The sequence below is a fragment of the Acinetobacter sp. CAU_H_29a_1 genome (assembly GCF_058599505.1).
This window is the reverse complement of the sequence record NZ_CM178655.1, coordinates 2,132,701-2,152,426: the sequence shown is the minus strand read 5'-3', so window position 1 is coordinate 2,152,426 and position 19,726 is coordinate 2,132,701. Positions and strand designations below refer to the sequence as shown.

General features: G+C 41.6%; 21 protein-coding genes. 13 read left to right on the top strand and 8 right to left on the bottom strand.

From position 1 onward, the window contains the following. Nucleotides 1-3 precede the first annotated feature (3 nt). The 7 genes from AC4MDD_RS10740 to AC4MDD_RS10710 all read right to left on the bottom strand — a co-directional run bounded on the left by AC4MDD_RS10740 (nt 4) and on the right by AC4MDD_RS10710 (nt 6,837). Entirely contained in the window at nt 4-1,212 is a 1,209-nt protein-coding gene (locus AC4MDD_RS10740) for an OmpP1/FadL family transporter (protein ID WP_491881600.1), read from the bottom strand. Between the two features lie 119 nt (nt 1,213-1,331). Next, nucleotides 1,332-2,255: a CysB family HTH-type transcriptional regulator gene (locus tag AC4MDD_RS10735; RefSeq protein ID WP_490737968.1), complete on the bottom strand. Its 924-nt coding sequence runs from the start codon at nt 2,253-2,255 to the stop codon at nt 1,332-1,334. Nucleotides 2,256-2,312: 57 nt separating this feature from the next. Continuing rightward, nucleotides 2,313-3,374, bottom strand: coding sequence for a sulfate/molybdate ABC transporter ATP-binding protein (locus AC4MDD_RS10730; RefSeq protein ID WP_004693820.1), 1,062 nt, complete (start codon nt 3,372-3,374; stop codon nt 2,313-2,315). A 12-nt stretch (nt 3,375-3,386) separates the two neighbouring features. Beyond that, nucleotides 3,387-4,268 carry a sulfate ABC transporter permease subunit CysW gene (gene cysW / locus AC4MDD_RS10725; RefSeq protein WP_491881599.1) on the bottom strand — a complete coding sequence of 294 codons (882 nt, stop codon included), beginning with the start codon at nt 4,266-4,268 and terminating at the stop codon, nt 3,387-3,389. After that, complete coding sequence (gene cysT / locus AC4MDD_RS10720) at nt 4,265-5,098, bottom strand: sulfate ABC transporter permease subunit CysT (protein WP_004693816.1); 834 nt, start codon at nt 5,096-5,098, stop codon at nt 4,265-4,267. Before cysT ends, cysW begins: the two co-directional genes overlap by 4 nt. Nucleotides 5,099-5,183: 85 nt before the next feature. Then, a complete protein-coding gene (locus tag AC4MDD_RS10715) occupies nt 5,184-5,789 on the bottom strand; it encodes an alpha/beta hydrolase (protein ID WP_178927855.1) in 606 nt (201 codons plus the stop codon). Nucleotides 5,790-5,826: 37 nt separating this feature from the next. Then, nucleotides 5,827-6,837 carry a sulfate ABC transporter substrate-binding protein gene (locus tag AC4MDD_RS10710; protein WP_114837094.1) on the bottom strand — a complete coding sequence of 337 codons (1,011 nt, stop codon included), beginning with the start codon at nt 6,835-6,837 and terminating at the stop codon, nt 5,827-5,829. Nucleotides 6,838-7,001: 164 nt separating this feature from the next. Here AC4MDD_RS10710 and pabC point away from each other — a divergent pair, with 164 nt between their 5' ends. The 4 genes from pabC (at nt 7,002) to AC4MDD_RS10690 (ending at nt 9,975) form a co-directional block, all read left to right on the top strand. Then, entirely contained in the window at nt 7,002-7,814 is an 813-nt protein-coding gene (gene pabC / locus AC4MDD_RS10705) for an aminodeoxychorismate lyase (protein ID WP_491881598.1), read from the top strand. 100 nt (nt 7,815-7,914) lie between these two features. Continuing rightward, nucleotides 7,915-8,871, top strand: a complete 957-nt coding sequence (mltG, locus tag AC4MDD_RS10700) for an endolytic transglycosylase MltG (protein WP_491882612.1) — start codon at nt 7,915-7,917, stop codon at nt 8,869-8,871. Further along, on the top strand, nt 8,872-9,471 hold the full coding sequence (gene tmk, locus AC4MDD_RS10695; RefSeq protein ID WP_178927857.1) for a dTMP kinase: 600 nt from the start codon (nt 8,872-8,874) through the stop codon (nt 9,469-9,471). Nucleotides 9,472-9,558: 87 nt separating this feature from the next. Then, nucleotides 9,559-9,975: a PaaI family thioesterase gene (locus tag AC4MDD_RS10690; protein WP_279043678.1), complete on the top strand. Its 417-nt coding sequence runs from the start codon at nt 9,559-9,561 to the stop codon at nt 9,973-9,975. A 45-nt stretch (nt 9,976-10,020) separates the two neighbouring features. Here AC4MDD_RS10690 and nadB read toward each other — a convergent pair whose 3' ends face one another. Then, entirely contained in the window at nt 10,021-11,655 is a 1,635-nt protein-coding gene (gene nadB, locus AC4MDD_RS10685) for an L-aspartate oxidase (protein ID WP_491881597.1), read from the bottom strand. A gap of 229 nt (nt 11,656-11,884) precedes the next feature. Here nadB and AC4MDD_RS10680 point away from each other — a divergent pair, with 229 nt between their 5' ends. The 9 genes from AC4MDD_RS10680 (at nt 11,885) to recO (ending at nt 19,713) form a co-directional block, all read left to right on the top strand. After that, nucleotides 11,885-13,264 carry a Do family serine endopeptidase gene (locus AC4MDD_RS10680; protein WP_491881596.1) on the top strand — a complete coding sequence of 460 codons (1,380 nt, stop codon included), beginning with the start codon at nt 11,885-11,887 and terminating at the stop codon, nt 13,262-13,264. A 112-nt stretch (nt 13,265-13,376) separates the two neighbouring features. Beyond that, a complete protein-coding gene (locus AC4MDD_RS10675) occupies nt 13,377-13,853 on the top strand; it encodes an acyl-CoA thioesterase (RefSeq protein WP_004693800.1) in 477 nt (158 codons plus the stop codon). A gap of 145 nt (nt 13,854-13,998) precedes the next feature. After that, complete coding sequence (gene lepA, locus AC4MDD_RS10670) at nt 13,999-15,816, top strand: translation elongation factor 4 (RefSeq protein ID WP_005399692.1); 1,818 nt, start codon at nt 13,999-14,001, stop codon at nt 15,814-15,816. A gap of 20 nt (nt 15,817-15,836) precedes the next feature. Further along, nucleotides 15,837-16,664 carry a signal peptidase I gene (lepB, locus tag AC4MDD_RS10665; RefSeq protein ID WP_010326441.1) on the top strand — a complete coding sequence of 276 codons (828 nt, stop codon included), beginning with the start codon at nt 15,837-15,839 and terminating at the stop codon, nt 16,662-16,664. A gap of 21 nt (nt 16,665-16,685) precedes the next feature. Next, entirely contained in the window at nt 16,686-17,060 is a 375-nt protein-coding gene (locus tag AC4MDD_RS10660) for a DUF4845 domain-containing protein (protein WP_004693667.1), read from the top strand. Next, nucleotides 17,032-17,724, top strand: a complete 693-nt coding sequence (gene rnc / locus AC4MDD_RS10655; RefSeq protein ID WP_125280450.1) for a ribonuclease III — start codon at nt 17,032-17,034, stop codon at nt 17,722-17,724. Before AC4MDD_RS10660 ends, rnc begins: the two co-directional genes overlap by 29 nt. A 6-nt stretch (nt 17,725-17,730) precedes the next feature. Further along, entirely contained in the window at nt 17,731-18,759 is a 1,029-nt protein-coding gene (gene era / locus AC4MDD_RS10650; RefSeq protein ID WP_004693663.1) for a GTPase Era, read from the top strand. 35 nt (nt 18,760-18,794) lie between these two features. Next, the gene (locus AC4MDD_RS10645) at nt 18,795-18,992 is read left to right on the top strand and encodes an NF038104 family lipoprotein (protein WP_004693662.1); all 198 of its coding nucleotides are present in this window, start codon (nt 18,795-18,797) and stop codon (nt 18,990-18,992) included. A 10-nt stretch (nt 18,993-19,002) separates the two neighbouring features. Next, a complete protein-coding gene (recO, locus tag AC4MDD_RS10640; RefSeq protein WP_178927863.1) occupies nt 19,003-19,713 on the top strand; it encodes a DNA repair protein RecO in 711 nt (236 codons plus the stop codon). Nucleotides 19,714-19,726 lie beyond the last annotated feature (13 nt).

Below are 19,726 nucleotides of genomic sequence, written 5' to 3'. Positions count from 1 at the left end.
TCTTTAAAAATGATGGGTAAATTTGAGTCCTAAGATCCATGCATCATTATCATTCAGCGCTGAAAGTCCTGTAATGTTTGCCAGTGGATTTGAGTCGGAAGATGTTTTGGACTTCTTAAAACGCAAATAATATAGACCAGCCGCAATATCAAACTCAGTGTTATATGTGTACATGCTGCCTAGCCCAACACCTTGGTACCCATCACTTGGGTTAAGGGTGGATGCAGGATTATTAATCCCAGAGTCCCAGAGCAGTTCCATAGTACTCAGCCACTTTTTGTTCCATACGTGTGCTAAGCCGAGTTTTGCAGACCATTGATCTTCATTGTACTGAATGAGCTTGATATCTTTGGCTTCTGGATACAACATAGCTGCATAATCGATCACGGCTTTAAATTTGGGTGGTTGAATGACAAAATCTTGCCAATTCACCCAGCGTAACGTCCCATACAAGATATTTTGATAAGGGAGTCCTGTCATGAAATCAAAATTTATCGATTGTGGTGTCTTCACTTCCATCACATTGGGTGTAACTACGCCGACTTCGATAGATTCTGTTGTGGTGATTTCATGTTTAATCGCTGAGCGATAAGTCAAAGATGTTCTAAAATAATATTCAGGGATTTGATAACTAATACCTGCTAACCAGCCCAAGCTTTCATCTTGTTTAAACTCGGCATCATAGCCATCAAACACAGAATAGGCCTGACCTTTCGCTTTTAAAGAGCCTGCAAAGCTTTGATAGCTGAAACCACCATAGATTTCCCATTGTGGGTTGAATTGGTAGCCTAAAAGCGAGCTGAGATTATGACTTTCAAAGTCGATATCGGCAGATTCAACTTCATGACTTTCACCATAAATCTTTGGGCGATAGTGATAATCGATGTCTACAGCAAAAGGCTGGTCATAAATGACAGCAAATTTAAACTGAGGGTTAAGTTGTAGTTTTAGTGCAGCTCCCAGCATTACTTGTTCATTGCTTAAATTGCCTGTTGAAAAGTCATTTATGCCAAACTGTTGTAGTATCTCTGTATGTTGAACTTGGCCAGAAACATTTGGATCAATATAAGCCAGAGAAACTTCTGCATAATTTCCACGTTCAAAAAAGGGTTGTATTGTTTGACCTGACAGTTCAAAAGCAGCAGCAAAACTTGATCCCGACGAATAGAAACATAAACAAAGTAATGGAGAGCCCAACAGATTTTTATTCACTGTTATTGCTCACTAGTATTTTTATCATTTGAACAAATAATACACCATACCCATTTAAAGTATATGGTTTTAAAAATAAAAAAAGAGACTCTGGGGTCTCTTTTTAGAATAAAAGCCTTTTAGTCTTCAGGATAAGCTACTCTTTTAAGCGCTTTAATGTCTGCATCTGGTGAGCACAACGAGATAAATTCATAGCCATAGCCACGTAGGAGGTGACCTTTACGCACTGCAATCCATGTTGTATTGAGACCAAAAATATCAGTTGGAATTTGTTTTAAACGATAGTCACGTTCAACGTCATAGGCCACATTATTGACAATACCGACGCCCATATTGAGTTCAACATAGGTTTTAATCACGTCGGCATCTAAAGCAGACATTACGATGTCGACATCCACACCTGCATCTTCAAAGGCTTTGTCAATTTTTGAACGTCCAGTGAAACCGCCGTGATAGGTAATCAGTGGATATTCCGCCAAGTCTACAATACTAATATTTTGCTTGCTCGCCAGAGGGTGGCTTTGCGGGGTAATAATGCTGTGTTGCCAATTATAGAACGGTACACTAGCAAGATTGTCCTCAGTGGTCAGTGACTCAGTTGCAATACCAATATCAGCCTCACCTTGCAGAAGCATTTCGGTAATTTCAACTGGGCTGGCTTGTTGTAAAATAAGATGAACTTTTGGAAACTCTTTTTTAAATTGATTAACAATTGGCGGTAGCACATAACGCGCTTGGGTATGTGTAGTTGCAATCGTCAAAGTGCCTTCATCGACACGGTTAAAATCATCTGCAAGACGTTTAATATTGTCTGCGTCGACCAACATACGTTCAACAATACCCAGTAGTGCTTGACCTGGTTCAGTTAAACCCAGTAAGCGTTTCCCTTTACGAATAAAAAGCTGTACGCCTAATTCATCTTCTAGGTCTTTGATGTGCTTACTGACGCCTGACTGAGAGGTATACAGTGCAGCAGAGGCTTCGGTGAGGTTGAAGTTTTGTCTCACCGTTTCTCGAATAATTCTGAGTTGTTGAAAGTTCATAGTCTTGGATCTCTTTTATGATGAATGAGGCATTCAACATGCCCCATTCAATTGGTCTTAAGCCGCAGGTTTTGCAAATAAATGCAAGTTTGATGGGCTTAACCATACCGTTTGATTAGGTCTAAATTGGTGTAATTTTGCTTCTTCAGAAGTCAGTGAGATTTCAATCAGTTTGCCTTGGCGATCATGGAGTTCTGCAACCACTTTGCCCGCGATCCATAATTCTCGTACGAACGTTGCTTGGATGGCGTTGTCTTGCGGTTGTGCATGAATACGTAATTCATCTGGACGGGCAAAGGCAATCACGTCACCCGAAGGCGCATTGCGTAAAGAGTCTAATTGAATGCGGTCTTCACCAATTTGGATCGTACCTGCGTTATTTTGACCTTCGAAACGGTTCGCTTGACCTAAGAAGTCAAACACAAACGGCGTTGCAGGCTTTTCATAAACCTCGCGGGGTGATCCAATTTGCTCGACGTTCCCTTTATTCATCACAATGATTTGATCCGCGACTTCTAAAGCTTCTTCTTGGTCATGCGTTACAAAGATTGAGGTGATATGAAGTTCATCATGCAAAGTACGTAACCAACGACGGAGCTCTTTACGTACTTTTGCATCCAAAGCACCAAAAGGCTCATCTAGTAACAGTACGCGTGGTTCAACCGCCAAAGCACGTGCCAGTGCAATACGTTGACGCTGACCGCCAGAAAGTTGAGCTGGGTAACGATCTGCCAAGAACCCCAATTGGACTAAGTCCAGCAAACGTGTGACACGTTTTTTAATTTCAGCTTCAGATGGGCGTGTTGCACGTGGGCGAACGCGGAGACCAAAAGCGATATTGTCAAATACGGTCATATGGCGAAACAAGGCATAGTGCTGAAATACAAAACCAACTTCACGCTCACGTACGTGTACATTGGTTGCATCTTCACCTTCTAAGATGACTTGACCGCCATCTGCGGACTCAAGCCCTGCAATAATACGAAGCAGAGTGGTTTTACCACAGCCTGATGGGCCAAGTAATGCAACCAATTGACCATCAGGAAAATCGAGAGAAATGTTATTCAGCGCATGGAACGCACCAAAGTGTTTTTCAATGTTTTTAACTTGAATACTCATGACGTCATTCCTTTAAACTGTTGAATCATTATGTTTGTTTTGCTTTTCTTGGCGAAGCTCAACCCATGTTTTTAAAACAAGAGTCACAATCGCTAAAAGCGCCAAGAGTGAAGACACAGCAAAAGCCGCACTGAAGGTATATTCGTTATAGAGAATTTCGACATGCAGAGGCAAGGTATTGGTTTCACCACGAATATGACCTGAAACGACCGATACCGCACCAAATTCACCCATTGCACGTGCATTACACAGAATGACTCCGTAAATTAAACCCCATTTAATATTGGGTAGGGTTACTTTCCAGAAGGTTTGCCAGCCTGATGCACCCAGCACAATAGCAGCTTCTTCTTCTTCCGTACCTTGGGCTTCCATGAGAGGAATAAGTTCACGTGCAACAAAAGGAACGGTGATAAAGATTGTTGCTAATACAATGGCAGGAACGGCATACAGAATTTTGATGTCGTTATCCATGAGCCAACTACCGAACCAACCTTGCGTACCAAAAATCAGTACCAGCATTAAACCCGCGATAACAGGGGATACTGAAAATGGCATATCAATAATTGTGGTTAAGATGGATTTACCACGGAAGTTAAATTTGGCCACACACCAAGCTGCTGCAACACCAAATATCACATTTAGTGGAACTGCAATCACCGCGGTTAATAAAGTGAGTTTGACTGCGGATAGCGTGTCAGGATGAACCAAGGCTTGTGCATAGACGCCAACCCCTTGTTTAAAGGCCTCAACGAACACCAAAATCAGCGGTAAGATCAAACAGCTCAAAAAGAACAGCAGAGCAATCGTAATCAGGGTGTAGCGAACCCAAGTTGGCTCACGTGTCGCATCACGCGATTGTAGCTTTTCGGCAAGTGCATTACTATTGATATTCATCGTGCTGTTCTCCCTGTACGACGGCTTGCCCATGCTTGTAACAAGTTAATCAGGAATAAAATGGCAAAAGACAGCACCAACATGACGACTGCAATCGTGGTTGCACCCGCATAGTCATATTCTTCTAAGCGTGAAATAATCATGAGCGGCGCAATTTCTGTTTTAAACGGTTGGTTCCCTGCAATAAAGATCACTGAACCGTATTCACCGACGCCACGAGCAAAGGCAAGTGCAAAACCGGTGATGAGTGCTGGAAATAAAATCGGCAAAATCACTTTGGTCACAATCTGTAGACGGTTAGCACCTAATGCTGATGCTGCTTCTTCTAACTCTGTTTCCAAGTCACTGAGAACAGGTTGCACAGTCCGCACTACAAAAGGAATACCAATAAAAATCAGTGCCAATGTAATACCAATTGGGGTATAGGCCACTTGAATTCCTAAAGGCTCAAGATACTGACCGATCCAACCTGTAGGGGCATAAAGCGAAGTGAGTGCAATACCTGCAACAGCGGTGGGTAAGGCAAATGGTAAGTCGACCAAGGCATCTACAATGCGTTTACCCGGAAAACGGTAACGAACTAAACACCATGCTAGAAGTAGACCAAAAACCACATTAATAAACGCGGCGATCAGGGCTGTACTAAAACTGAGTTGCAAAGATTTTAAAATACGTTCTGAACTTAAAATTTCCCATAAACCATCCCAACCAATGCCTAAAGATTTAATAAAAACAGCGGACAATGGAATAAGAACGATTAATGACAAATATGCTAGGGTAAAGCCTAGAGAAAGACCAAATCCTGGCAGCACTCGGGATCGCTGCGACATGATTACTCCTCAAAGAGAGAAAGCTGACCTAAAAAGAGTCAGCTCAAATAAAACTGAATTTCGGCACAAGTATCATTTGTAGCGTTTAAATTGCAAATTTAAATAAATACTTGCTTTCATTGTAAAAACTAATGTTTTTTAGCACACTTTCTGAAATCAAAAAATCATAAATTTCAGGGAATGGCCCAAAACCTGACGCAACATTAATATGTCCGACTTGCCCCAAGTTCTTAGGCCTAATTTTCCATGCTTTTGCCAGTTGCAGTGCATCTTGAAAATTGAGCCAAGGATCATTTTCACTGATGATCATTTGGGTAGGAACTTGTAGCTTGAGTTGGTGGAAATATTGTTGATAGTCATTTTGGCTATCACGAGCAAAACCAGCATCACCAAAGCGAGCAGGGTTGGCCGGTGCAACCAGAACTAAATTTTTGATTTTTTGATTTAGTTCAGGATGCTGTGCTAAAGCAGCGACTGTCGTTAAACAGCCAAAGCTATGCGCCACAATTTGAATCGGTTCCTGAATGGATTGAACTGTTTTGACAAATTTCTCAATCCACTCATGGAGTACGGGTTTATTCCAATCTTGCTGCTGTACACGAGAGCATGACTTGAGCTGACGTTGTAACCACGATTGCCAGTGGTCATGTTCACTTCCACCCACGCCCGGTACAATTACAGTATGAATCATGTCGATGCTCCCTTACAGCTATTTACTGGACTCGGTTTTATTTCGTCGTATTGGCTTTCACAATTTGGTCAAACACACCACCATTTTCAAAGTGCTGTTTTTGTACCTTGGTCCAACCGCCAAATTCTTTATCAATGGTCACCAACTTCAACGGTTTGAATGTGGCTGCATATTTTTTCAAGACAGTTGCATTACGTGGGCGATAGAAGTTTTTCGCCGCAATTTCCTGTCCAGCAGGTGAATATAAATAGTTGAGATATGCTTTCGCCAGATTCAGATTGCCGTCTTTTTCCGCATTTTTTTCAACAATGGCAACGGGTGGTTCTGCCAAAATAGATAGCGAAGGCGTCACGATTTCAAACTTACCCGGTTGTTCACGAATTGCTAAGTGCGCTTCGTTTTCCCATGCTAAGAGAACATCACCGATACCGCGTTCAGCAAAAGTTGTGGTTGCGCCACGTGCACCTGAATCCAGTACTTTGGTATTTTTATAAATTTTACGCACGAATTCTTGTGCTTTTGCATCGTTACCCGCAGGTTGATGTTTCGCCCAAGCCCAAGCTGCTAAGTAGTTCCAGCGTGCACCACCTGATGTTTTTGGATTTGGTGTAATAATGCCAACACCCGGCTTAACGAGGTCACCCCAGTCTTTAATGCCTTGAGGGTTACCTTTACGGACGAGGAACACGATAGTTGAAGTATATGGTGTCGAGTTATTGGGTAATTTCTTTTGCCAGTTGGTCGGTAAAAGTTTTGCTTTTTCAGCAATCACATCGATATCTGCTGCAAGTGCAAGGGTCACTACATCCGCACCTAAACCATCAATCACTGAACGAGCTTGTTTACCTGAGCCGCCGTGAGACTGTTTAAAGTTGATGTCTTGTCCTGTGCGTTGTTTCCAATAAGCGCCAAACTGTTTGTTGACGTCTTCATAGAGTTCGCGTGTTGGATCATACGACACGTTAAGGAAATCTTTTGCTGCAACACCAAAAGATGTGACTGAAACTAGCGCCGCTAGTACCCCAATTTTTAACTTAGATAAGCTCATGTGAGACCTCAAATTTTAAACGTTTTTAAACATGAGGCAAGAATACTGCGAGTCTTATTGCTAAAAAAATAATAAAAAATGAATTTTATATGAATAAAAAAGAAAAAGAGTTCTGCTTAGAATTCATTAAACTAAAGCAGAAAATTATTTCAGGGTAGATTGGCATGCATTGCTATAAAAATGCACAGGAAATCAAACAAATAGAATTATTAGATCGCGCATTTCACTATGGAGATGGTTGTTTTAGTACAGCGCGTATCCGTGATGGTGTGATCGAACTAGAGCCTCTACACATAGCACGCTTGAAATTGGCCTGTGAAAGACTGCTGTTGTCAGCAGATTTAGCCTTTATTCAGCACAGCATCGTGCAATTTAAACAAACCCATGCACAGTTAAACGGCACTCTGAAAATTATTATTAGTCGGGGTGAAGGGCAGCGCGGTTATAGTTTGCCCACACATCCTGCTGACGTTTGGGTGTTTTTCTATCCGAAAGCATCAGAGGCTTTGACATACAGCGAAATTGATTCAGGGGTACTGCAACATGCGATTGGGCTGAATATGCCGCAAATGGTGGGTGTGAAAAGCTTAAACCGTTTAGAACAAGTTTTACTTAAGCATGAGGCGGAACAACATGGCTGGTTGGAAGCTTTGGTCACAGATGTGCAAGGTTCTGTCGTTGAAGGTGTGAGCAGTAATTGTTTCATTCTGCTAAATGATCGATGGATTAGTCCCGAACTTCGTTATAATGGCGTACATGGTGTCATGCGTGCCGAAATATTGGCACGGATGCAGCAACAAGGAATGAGCTGTGAGCTGAGAATGATTGATATGGAAGAAATTCCACGCTTTCAAAGTTTATTTTTCTGCAATGCCTTGAGTCCTATGAAAATAGCCAAAAGTCTGAATCATCAGCATTTAGATGTTCAGCCGTGTATAGATTTGTTCCATCGTCTTCAACTTAATCAGATGCAGTAGTATGTCCGCAGCCAAAACCAAATCGAAAAAGAAAACGCAACCACCCCAACGCAAAGTGAAAGGGTTGTTATTGATTGCTGTGAGCATCATTGTTTTATTGATGATTGTACTGTGGTCGAGTTTATTTAAATCCTATCCTGTCGAAGGTAAAAAGCAGTTATTGGCAATTAACTCTGGCGATACCTATTCCGGTTTTATTGACCGCTTAGCCAAAGAAGACATGGCTAGTTTTCCTATTATTTTAAAGCTTTACCAAAAAATATTTATTCATGACACCTTGAAAGCCGGTGTTTATGAAGTGCGTGAAGGTATGAGTATTCGCCAAGTTTTGGATATGATTTCCAATGTCGATAATACCGAGATGAATCGTATATTGGTGATTGAGGGGACGACCTTTAAACAGTTGATCGAGGCGTTGAAAAAGGATGCGTTGGTTAAAAAGGAAGTTTCCAATTTACCCATGGATCAGCTTTTAAAAGCCTTAGATATTCCTTATACGCATGCTGAAGGGCTTTTTGCCCCCGATACTTACTTCTTCGCCAAAGGGGAGTCAGACAAAAAAATCTTAATGGATTTATACAAACGCCAAATGAAAGCTTTAGATGAAGCTTGGGCAAACCGTGCGGCAAATTTGCCGTATAAAGATAAATACGAAGCCTTGATCATGGCCTCTATCATTGAAAAAGAAACCAATGTTGACCGCGAACTGGAGCAAGTTTCAGGTGTGTTTGCGCGTCGTCTTCAACTCGGCATGCGTTTGCAAACGGACCCAACGGTGATTTATGGCATGGGCGATAAATATACAGGCAATATTACCCGCCAAGACTTGCGTACTCCAACAGCCTATAATACTTATACCATCAATGGTTTACCTCCTACGCCAATTGCTTTACCAAGTAAAAAAGCCATTGAAGCTACCATGCACCCAGATAACAGCAAAAACATCTACTTTGTTGCAACGGGCAATGGTGGGCACACATTTAGTGAGACTTTAGAGCAGCACAACCAAGCTGTAAAAGAATATCTCAGCGTTTTAAAAACCAAGAAGGATGAATAGATGTTTATTAGTTTTGAGGGCACAGAAGGTGTCGGTAAAACCACACTGATTCGCAAAATTTATGAGCATCTAGAACAACAAGGTCAGCAGGTTGTTTTAACGCGTGAGCCAGGTGGTACACCGATGGCTGAGCAAATTCGTTCGCTACTATTGTCTGTCAATCATGAAGAGTCGATGTCGAATGATACTGAACTGCTACTGATGTACGCGGCTCGCGCACAGCATTTACAACAAGTGATCATGCCTGCTTTAACGGAATATAAAACTGTATTGTGTGACCGTTTTACCGATGCCAGCTTTGCTTATCAATGTGCAGGACGTGGTTTAAGCCAGTCGAAGCTGCAACTGCTGAATGAAAATTTTGTCAGCCATATGCCAAATATTACATTTTGGCTCGATGCCCCGATTGAGACAGGCATGTCTCGTGCGCGGGAACGGGGAGCTTTGGACCGTTTTGAACAAGAAAAAGTCACTTTCTTTGAAAAAGTCAGAGCAGGTTATCAGCAGTTATGGGAACAATATCCTGAGCGGGTCAAGCGCTTGGATGCAACCCAGTCACCAGAACAGGTTTTTGCACAAGCGTTGCAATATTTAAACTAAAAATATGCCTGAAATGTTATTTCAGACTGTAGTAAAATACATTTTTCTTTTATAGTCAGTGACAAAGGACTGTATGTTGAAGGAAAAATGAAAAGTAACTTAACTGAGATTGTGGCTTTTTTAGAAAAGGAATTTCCGCAAAGTTTAGAAAAATGTCATATCGAATCTGTCACTGAGCGCGCAGCAACAGTCGTGTATCAGGTCGATGAGCGCGATTTGCGACCGGGTGGAACGGTTTCAGGCCCAACCATGATGACTCTTGCAGACTATGCATTGTATATCGCCATTTTAGGGGAAATTGGGCTGGTCGGTTTAACCGTGACCACCAATTTATCGGTCAACTTTCTAAGTAAACCTGCAGCCTCTACAAATATCCGCGGTGAATGTAAGTTAATGAAAGTTGGCAAAGCATTGGTGGTTGGGGATGTGTGGTTGTATTCAGTGGGTAAGGATGAACCCATTGCACATGTGGTGGGAACTTATTCTATTCCACGCAAATCCTAAAAAATGTCTGAATAAAAAAGCCTGACGAATCAGGCTTTTTTTAAATTAGTTATTCACTAAAGGGGTTTCAACTTTAAAATTGAAAGGGGTGAGTACGGTTTTACGCAGTTCATTCGACAGTTCAGGGTAATCTAAAGTGTAGTGTAAACCACGTGATTCTTTACGCTCCATGGCGCAGCGCACGATCATTTCAGAGACTAAAACCAAATTGCGCAGTTCAATCAGATTTTTGCTGACTTGGTAATCTTGGTAATACTCGGTAATTTCCCGCTTCAACATTTCAATACGGTGTAGCGCACGTTCAAGACGTTTCGTAGTACGCACAATGCCGACGTAGTTCCACATGGTTTGACGGAGTTCATCCCAGTTTTGCAAAATCACCACATCTTCATCAGGATTCATCACTTGTGAGTCATCCCAAGACGGGGCAGTTGGGGATTGGTAATTTGAATCAAAACTTTTTTCGATGTGTTCTGCTGCACTCATGCCATACACAAAACACTCTAACAGGGAGTTACTGGCCATACGGTTAGCGCCATGCAAACCTGTGTACGAAGTTTCCCCAATCGCATAGAGACCTGCAATGTCAGTTTGACTGTGTTCATCAACCACCACACCGCCACAGGTATAGTGCGCAGCAGGAACAACAGGAATCATTTCCTTGGTAATGTCGATGCCGAGTTCGAGTAAGCGTGCATACAAGGTCGGAAAATGTTCTTTAATGAAACTTTCGGGCTTATGGCTAATGTCGAGCCATACGTGACGAATTCCTAAGCGTTTGATTTCATAGTCAATCGCTCGCGCCACAATGTCACGTGGGGCAAGTTCTGCGCGTTCATCAAAGCGCAACATAAAGCGTTCGCCATCGGGTAAACGTAAATAAGCACCTTCACCACGCATTGCTTCAGTGATAAGGAAAGAGCGCGCTTGCGGGTGGTATAAACAGGTTGGGTGGAATTGGTTAAACTCCATATTGGCCACGCGGCAACCCGCACGAAACGCCATGGCAATACCATCGCCCGTTGCAATGTCTGGGTTCGAGGTATACAGATAGGCTTTCATGGCACCGCCACACGCCAGCGCGGTAAAAGGGGCTAAAAAGGTATGTACTTTTTCAGTCTTTTCATCGAGCGCATAGAGTCCTAATGCACGATTTTGTTCTTCCAAGCCCAGTTTTTGAGAGGTAATTAAATCGATGGCGATGTAATTCTCAAAAATGGTGATGTTATCTTTTTCAATCGCACGTTCCACTAAGGTAGTTGAAATGGCACGACCTGTAGCATCTGCGGCATGAATAATACGGCGTTGAGAGTGTCCACCTTCACGTGTTAGGTGCAACTGTTCTTGATCATCAAGGGTAAACTGCACGCCGTGTTTCAGTAGAAAATCAACAGAAGGTTTACCGCCTTCAACGGTTTGCTTTACGGCTTCGGTCTCACACAAGTGAGCGCCCGCAATCATGGTGTCATCAATGTGCTGTTCGATGGAATCCGTTTCATCTAAAACAGCGGCAACGCCACCTTGTGCGTAGAAGGTACTTGCATCGGTCAGGTTTGATTTTGCAAGAACAGCAATATTGAAATGTTGAGGCAACGATAAGGCTAAGCTCAGGCCTGCACCGCCACTTCCCACAATAATCACATCAAAATGATGTGTTGTGTTTAAATTAGACATGTCCATCAGCTAATTTGGAAAAAGTTCGCTAATGACAGCGCTTTTTTCACGAAAAGGCAAGGGTAAAATCTCTACAATTGATGGGAAATATAAATAAAGAACGTATTTTTTAAGCAAAGTTTAAGCACTTGTTTATACAAACATAATAGAACATATTATTACCCAAGATAGACAAAGATTATGCTAGAAACGCTAATACATAAATTGATAACAAACATATAGGTCAATACTTGATATGAAAAGTCGCGCGATACAAACTGGTTTTTTTGCTGTTGCATGCACAATGGCTGCGGTACAAACACAAGCAGCACCTGTTGATTTCTCAAACTTGGTTGAGCAAGTCAGCCCTGCTGTAGTGAGTGTAAATGTGGTTAAAAAGATGACTCAAGAAGAGTTACTGCAGCAGCAAATACCTGAGATTTTGAAGCGTTTTTTTGGTAATCAAGTCATTATTCCGCAGCAGCAAGCGCCGCAAGAAAAAACGGCTTATGGCAGCGCATTTTTTATTAGTAAAGATGGGTATTTACTGACAAACCACCACGTCGTAGAAGATGCATCGAAAGTCACGATTATGTTTAATGACCGTCGTGAACTGGATGCGACTGTAGTAGGTAGTGATGAACGAACTGATGTGGCCTTGCTTAAGGTGAATGGTACGAATTTTCCATCACTGCGTGCAGGCAATGTTGATCAACTGCGTGTAGGCGAACCTGTGCTTGCGATCGGTTCACCGTTTGGTTTTGATTACTCGGCTTCAGCAGGAATCGTGAGTGCGAAAATGCGTAATATGATGGGGGAGACATCGGTACCTTTCATTCAAACCGATGTGGCTCTCAATCCAGGAAACTCAGGCGGTCCGTTATTCAACCAACAGGGTGAAGTGGTTGGAGTGAACTCGCGTATTTTCAGTGGTACGGGCGGTTATATGGGGCTATCTTTCTCGATTCCAATTGATGTCGCAATGGATATTGCTGATCAACTTAAGAAAACAGGTAAAGTTACGCGCTCTTATTTAGGTTTCAATCTACAAGATCTAGACCGCAATTTGGCAGAGTCTTATAATTTGCCAAAACCTGAAGGTTCATTGATTACCAATGTTCAGCCAAATTCACCTGCGCAGAAAGCTGGGCTAAAAGCAGGCGATATTATTTTAAAATTCAATGGAACGCCGATTTCACGTACCTCTGAGTTATTGAACTATTTAAATCGTACCATGCCAAATCAAACGGTACAGCTTGAAGTGCTGCGTGATGATAAAAAGCGGAATATATCGGCAACATTAACTACCGCACCAGATGATACACCTGCAAAATCAGATACAGTTACACAAAGTAAAGGGTCTGTCTTAGGTATTGCTATCCGAAATTTAGCACCTGCTGAATTGTCACAGCTCAATGTGAAAGGTGGTGTGTTAATTCAAGAAGTGAAACGTGGCGGTGCAGCAGCACAGTCAGGCATGGCGGCTGGTGATGTGGTCACTCACATTAATAATAAAGTCGTAAAAGACACCAATGATTTTGTCCAAGCGGCATCTGAATTGAAAAAAGGTCAGGTTGCCCGCGTTGGAATCATCCGACAAGGCACACCAGCCATTTTAGGGATGCGCATCCAATAAGCGAAAAAAAACCACTCTTCGGAGTGGTTTTTTATTTTTTGCAATTTGATGATGTCTGTTATTTGCGTACACTGCCATCTTCATAAGGATATTTAGATTAAATAGAGTGTTTATGAGTAGTATTTTTGACTTAAGACTTCAGGTACAAGCAGAACATATCGACCAGTTAGGCCATGTGAATAACGTGGTTTATATGCATTGGATGCAGGATGTTGCAACAGCACATATTGATGCACTGGGTTTAGGCTTAAAAGAATATATCGAGTTAAAACATGCCATGGTTGCGGTTGAGCATCATGTACAGTACCGAAAAGCTGCATTTAAAGAGGATGAAATAATCTTACGCACATGGTTTGACGATATAAACGCATTATATTCATCGCGCCAATATGTGTTTTATAGACCCAAAGACAATAGCATTTTATTTGTTGCTCAAACTAAGTGGGCTTGCGTAGAGATTGAAACAGGACGCGCGAAACGTATGTCACCTAGTTTTACCCAAGCTTACCAACCGCTTGCAAAAGATGTGAATGCCTTAGATTTTTCAATGGATTATTCAAAAAGCCCAGTGAAAAGCGAAAACATGTAAAAAAGCGTCAGAGTTGTGAAAAGGAAGCGTATTAATATGGATACTTTAAAAAAACCATCTGTTATAATCCTTCGCAATTTCTATTCGGCTTTTGTTGTGCATCGAAATTTGTCTGCATAACGCTTTATTTTGTTCAAGGTAGCCCATGGCGCAAGCTAAAAAATCTGTTGATATTAAAAATATCCGTAATTTCAGTATTATTGCTCACATTGACCACGGGAAGTCAACGCTCGCTGACCGCTTTATTCAAACCTGTGGTGGTTTGCAAGATCGTGAAATGCAAGCACAAGTACTTGACTCCATGGAACTTGAACGTGAGCGTGGTATTACCATTAAAGCTGCGTCGGTTACTTTGTATTACACCCATCCAAATGGCCAAGAGTATCAATTGAACTTTATTGATACACCAGGCCACGTCGACTTTTCATATGAAGTGTCACGCTCATTGGCGGCTTGTGAAGGTGCATTGTTGGTTGTAGATGCAGCACAAGGCGTGGAAGCACAGTCAGTTGCGAACTGTTACACCGCAATTGAGCAAGGTCTCGAAGTCCTTCCTGTATTGAATAAAATTGATTTACCACAGGCTGAACCTGAACGTGTGATTCAAGAAATTGAAGACATTATTGGTATTGAAGCAACTGAAGCGCCAACCTGTTCGGCAAAAACAGGTCTTGGGATTGATAGCGTTTTAGAAACCCTTGTTAATGTCATTCCTGCACCTACTGGTGATCGTAATGCGCCATTACAAGCTTTAATTATCGACTCTTGGTTTGATAACTACTTAGGCGTGGTTTCTTTGGTACGTGTGAAAGAAGGTCGTGTGCGTAAGGGCGACAAGATGTTGATGAAATCAACAGGCCAAACGCACATCATTACTTCTGTGGGTATTTTCAATCCTAAGCATACTGAGACAGACATCCTTGAAGCGGGTGAAGTTGGTTTCGTAATTGCAGGGATTAAAGACATTTTTGGTGCGCCAGTCGGTGATACGATTACCCTTGCCAACACACCAGAAGTCAAAACCTTACCGGGCTTTAAAAAAGTGAAGCCGCAGGTTTATGCAGGTTTGTTCCCAATTGATTCAAGTGAATTTGAACCGTTCCGTGAAGCTTTGCATAAACTTCAGATCAATGACTCGGCATTATTTTTTGAACCTGAAAGCTCAGATGCTTTAGGTTTTGGCTTCCGTTGTGGCTTCTTAGGCATGCTACACATGGAAATCGTACAAGAGCGTTTAGAGCGTGAGTATGATTTAGACCTCATTTCATCTGCACCGACTGTGATTTATGAAGCGGTGATGAAGAATGGTGAGACGATTTATATCGATAGCCCATCTAAAATGCCAGATGGTTCAACAGTCGAAGACTTACGTGAGCCGATTGCTGAGTGCCATATCCTTGTACCGCAAGAGTATTTGGGTAATGTGATGACTTTGTGTGTAGAGCGCCGTGGTGTTCAAAAAGACATGAAGTTTATGGCGAACCAAGTTTCGATCACCTTTGAAATTCCAATGGCGGAAGTGGTGATGGACTTCTTTGATAAATTGAAGTCGTGTTCACGTGGTTTTGCATCGCTTGATTATAACTTTGTACGTTTTGAAAGTTCATCATTGGTAAAAGTCGATGTTCTAATCAATGGCGATAAAGTCGATGCCTTGGCAATGATTTGTCACCGTCAAGATGCCCGTCACCGAGGTATTGCATTGGTTGAAAAAATGAAAGATTTGATTCCACGTCAAATGTTTGATGTGGCAATTCAAGCGGCCATTGGCGCACAAATTATTGCTCGTTCAACCGTAAAGGCAATGCGTAAAAACGTATTGGCGAAATGTTATGGTGGTGACGTTTCTCGTAAGAAGAAACTGCTATCGAAGCAAAAAGAAGGTAAGAAACGCATGAAGCAAGTGGGAAGTGTAGAAATCCCACAAGAAGCGTTCTTGGCTGTGTTGAAAGTAGAAAGATAAAAAGGTAGGAATATAAGCCCATGGATTTTGATTTTAATTTGATACTTGTTCCTGTCACACTGATTTTCTTTTTGGTGTGGTTGCTCGATAAGTTTGTATTTAAACAACGAGCGACAAAAGGCAAGGGGAATGAAAATTTTGTCATTACTTGGGCTTATGATTTTTGGCCAGTCCTTGCGATTGTTCTATGCTTACGTTCATTCTTTTATGAACCTTTTAATATTCCTTCCGACTCGATGGTCCCGACTTTAGAAACTGGTGACTTCATCTTGGTCAATAAGTTTGACTATGGTGTTCGCCTGCCGATTGTGAATAAAAAAGTGATTGATGTGGGTGAGCCTGAGCGTGGTGATGTGATTGTCTTCCGTTATCCACCGCAACCGACGATCAGCTATATCAAACGTGTGGTTGGTATTCCTGGCGATCACATTGTTTTTGATCATGGCCAATTAACCATTAATGGTCAAAAAATTGCTAAAGTGCCTGTAGAGTTTAGCCGTGAAAAAGACCGTTTAGATACGCCTACTTCGATATATCATAAAGAAACCATTGGCAAGCATACCTTTACCATGCGTGAGTTAGAGGGTGTCAATGTTGCACGCCAAGCACCGTATATTAACTTTGTAGAAAATGGTAAATACTCTGCTGAAAATGGTTTATATTGGGAAGTGAAAGTAAAAGAAGGTGAGTACTTTGCGATGGGGGATAATCGCGACCAAAGTGCTGACAGTCGTTTCTGGGGAATGGTTCCTGAACAGAACCTAACGGGTCGTGCATTTTATATTTGGATGCATAAAGAACCTGGCTTTAAGTTGCCGTCATTTAACCGTAACGGTAGCATTGACTAATATCGATTCGGAAAATAAAAAATGCGCAAGAATCAACAAGGGGCATCTTATATCGCCATTTTATTTGCAATCATGGGGTTTGCATTTATGGCGAAAGTGGCAATTGCAGTTTGGGCTCCTTATTTTGATGATCGGATGATCAATAGCCAAATTGAGGAAGTATTTCAAAGCAGCCCGAAAAATATTCAGCCCGCGGAGTTTGAGAGTCAGCTTTCAAAGCGTTTGGATATGAATGGTATTCGTGATGTGAAGATTAAAGAAATTATGCAAGTCACCAATACCGAAGGGTTGCAGGTGAAAAAGGAGTATGAGGTAAGAAAACCATTCTTGCTGAATATAGATTTAGTATTAAAGTTCGAGAAAAGTTTTGATCAAAGCTCAGTCCAAGCTAAGTGAAGCCCGCTTAGCGAGCCGTATCGGTTATCAGTTCAAACAACCTGAATTACTTCAGCTTGCACTGACTCACCGATCGGTGAGCCACAAATACAACTATGAGCGCCTAGAGTTTCTAGGCGATTCTTTGTTAGGGATGATTATTGCGAATTATCTCTATAAAGCTTATCCAACTGAGAACGAAGGTCGTTTGACGCGTATGCGTGCAACCTTGGTTCGTCAGGAAGCTTTAGGTAAAATTGCAAATGATTTAAAACTGAGCCAGTCACTCATTTTAAGTACAGGCGAGTTAAAATCAGGTGGACATCATCGCGAGTCCATCCTTGCGGATACGGTTGAATCGATTATTGGTGCAATCTATGTGGATTGTAGTGATTTAACGGTGTTGGAGCCGATTGTGTTAAAATGGTACGAGCCATATTTAGACCATATCGAGCCAACCGATCAACTTAAAGATCCTAAATCTCGTTTACAAGAATATCTTCAGGCACGAAAAAAAGCTCTCCCAGTTTATGATGTGGTCGATATTCAAGGTGATGCACCCAATCAGCATTTCAGAGTGGAATGTAAAGTGGATGGATTGTCTATTGTAAATGGTGAGGGCACCAGTCGCCGTTTTGCTGAACAAGCTGCGGCGGCGGATATTTTAAAACTTTTGGAGCAGTAATCTGCCATGTCAAATTCTTCCGATCACATCGATGCTGATCACGAGTCGCAAAGCGACAGTAATGATTTAATTAGCCAGTTTTTTAGCGAACAAGGCACAGAAATTCCAACGGATTTTCGTAGCGGCTTTGTGGCAATTGTCGGCCGTCCAAACGTGGGCAAGTCTACATTGATGAACCATTTGTTGGGTCAAAAATTATCGATTACTTCACGTAAACCACAAACCACACGTCATAAAATTGTGGGAATTGATTCACGTGCAAAATCTCAAGCGGTATTTGTTGATACACCAGGGATGCATAAAAAAGAAGTACGCGCCATCAATAAAATGATGAACCGTGCTGCGTCTTCTGCATTGCGTGATGTCAACTTGGTATTGTTTGTTCTAGATGCAGACAAGTGGACTCAAAACGATGAGCTTGTTTTAGAAAAACTCAAAAATGCTGAGATGCCTGTGATTCTTGTGATTAATAAAATTGATACACTTGAAAATAAAAACCATGCATTACCTTTAATTCAAGAACGTGCAAAATTAATGAATTTTGCTGAGATTGTTCCTGTTTCTGCACTACGTGGTGCAAACTTAGACCATCTGCGCGATACCATTGAAAAATATTTACCTTTCCAGCCACCGATGTATTCATTGGATCAATTGACAGATCGTTCTGAACGTTTCTTGGCATCAGAAATTATCCGTGAAAAGATTATGCGTCAGTTGGGTGAAGAGCTACCTTATGATTTAACCGTACAAATTGAGTCGTTTAAGACTGAAGAAGCAACGGTAAATGAAAAAACAGGTCGTCCAAAACCAGCATGTACGTATATTGATGCAACGATTTTTGTAGACCGTCCAGGCCAGAAAGCAATTGTGATTGGTGAAAAAGGCGCTAAGCTTAAGAAAATTGGTATGGATGCCCGTATCGATATGGAAAAAATGTTTGAACAAAAGATCATGTTGACACTTTGGGTTAAAGTGAAAGGCGGTTGGTCTGATGATGAACGTGCATTGAAAAGCTTAGGTTATAGCGATATCTAAGTTTTAAGAAAACAAATTTTTATAGGGATGGTGTTATGGTCAAAGTGTTCGCAGTAATGGCTTGTATGTTGTTTTTGCAAGGTTGTATACACAAGATCGTCACCGTTCCTGTAAAGATTGCGTATAAAACCACAAAAGGCGTGGTGAAAGGAACCGCAGCGGTGGTTGGTGCTGTTATCCCAGATGGGGATGATGAAGACAGTGAACAGAATGATAAAGATAAAAAAGATTAGTTAATTCCTCATGCGCAATGAAGTACTGCATGGTTATTTAATTCACCACAGAAAATACCGTGAACGTAGTCATATTGTGCATTTATTTACCCAAGAGCATGGGCGAGTTGATGGCATTCTAAGACAAACCCCGCCGCCACAATATCAGCCGATTTGTTTACAAGCTTCGGGTAAATCTGAACTCAAAAATTTTACAAAACTTGAAATTGTCAATCAGCCGATTTTTTTCTTCGGGGATGCTTTTTTTTCAGGTTTTTATCTCAATGAGATTCTGCTCAGACTATGTCCACTTGAAGTACAGATGGAGCAAAGTTTTGCTCAATATGCACATACGCTAACGCAATTACAACAACTGGCGCAGCAAGCAGATCCCAATCAATTTTTAAAACAAATTCTAAGACAGTTTGAGCACGAACTACTGGAAGATTTGGGTTATGCCTTAGATTTTTCGACTGATGCCAATCAACTAGAAATTCAATCATCACTCAACTATATATTCCAGCTGAATGAAGGCTTTATTCCTACTGCACAAGCTTCGCGAGCGACCTTAAATGGACAGCAAATTTTAAGCATGTGCCAATATGAAAAGGGTAGGGATTTTGGTTTGGAACAGTTACAATTGCTGACCAAGTTGTATCGACAAATGATCAGTTCATTGTTGGGCGATCGCCCCTTAAAAAGTCGTCAGTTGTGGATTCAGAACACTCAAACTCAATCGTAATTAGGAAATGAAT

Bases quoted from the DNA above. Each gene is read 5' to 3' on its own strand.
- recO (WP_178927863.1), top strand. From the start codon at position 19,003: ATGCGCAATGAAGTACTGCATGGTTATTTAATTCACCACAGAAAATAC.
- lepA (WP_005399692.1), top strand. From the start codon at position 13,999: ATGGCGCAAGCTAAAAAATCTGTTGATATTAAAAATATCCGTAATTTC.
- AC4MDD_RS10710 (WP_114837094.1), bottom strand. From the start codon at position 6,837: ATGAGCTTATCTAAGTTAAAAATTGGGGTACTAGCGGCGCTAGTTTCA.
- AC4MDD_RS10680 (WP_491881596.1), top strand. From the start codon at position 11,885: ATGAAAAGTCGCGCGATACAAACTGGTTTTTTTGCTGTTGCATGCACA.
- AC4MDD_RS10645 (WP_004693662.1), top strand. From the start codon at position 18,795: ATGGTCAAAGTGTTCGCAGTAATGGCTTGTATGTTGTTTTTGCAAGGT.
- mltG (WP_491882612.1), top strand. From the start codon at position 7,915: ATGATTGTACTGTGGTCGAGTTTATTTAAATCCTATCCTGTCGAAGGT.
- pabC (WP_491881598.1), top strand. From the start codon at position 7,002: ATGCATTGCTATAAAAATGCACAGGAAATCAAACAAATAGAATTATTA.
- AC4MDD_RS10730 (WP_004693820.1), bottom strand. From the start codon at position 3,374: ATGAGTATTCAAGTTAAAAACATTGAAAAACACTTTGGTGCGTTCCAT.
- AC4MDD_RS10690 (WP_279043678.1), top strand. From the start codon at position 9,559: ATGAAAAGTAACTTAACTGAGATTGTGGCTTTTTTAGAAAAGGAATTT.
- AC4MDD_RS10735 (WP_490737968.1), bottom strand. From the start codon at position 2,255: ATGAACTTTCAACAACTCAGAATTATTCGAGAAACGGTGAGACAAAAC.
- AC4MDD_RS10660 (WP_004693667.1), top strand. From the start codon at position 16,686: ATGCGCAAGAATCAACAAGGGGCATCTTATATCGCCATTTTATTTGCA.
- AC4MDD_RS10675 (WP_004693800.1), top strand. From the start codon at position 13,377: ATGAGTAGTATTTTTGACTTAAGACTTCAGGTACAAGCAGAACATATC.
- cysW (WP_491881599.1), bottom strand. From the start codon at position 4,268: ATGAATATCAATAGTAATGCACTTGCCGAAAAGCTACAATCGCGTGAT.
- tmk (WP_178927857.1), top strand. From the start codon at position 8,872: ATGTTTATTAGTTTTGAGGGCACAGAAGGTGTCGGTAAAACCACACTG.
- era (WP_004693663.1), top strand. From the start codon at position 17,731: ATGTCAAATTCTTCCGATCACATCGATGCTGATCACGAGTCGCAAAGC.
- lepB (WP_010326441.1), top strand. From the start codon at position 15,837: ATGGATTTTGATTTTAATTTGATACTTGTTCCTGTCACACTGATTTTC.
- cysT (WP_004693816.1), bottom strand. From the start codon at position 5,098: ATGTCGCAGCGATCCCGAGTGCTGCCAGGATTTGGTCTTTCTCTAGGC.
- nadB (WP_491881597.1), bottom strand. From the start codon at position 11,655: ATGGACATGTCTAATTTAAACACAACACATCATTTTGATGTGATTATT.
- AC4MDD_RS10715 (WP_178927855.1), bottom strand. From the start codon at position 5,789: ATGATTCATACTGTAATTGTACCGGGCGTGGGTGGAAGTGAACATGAC.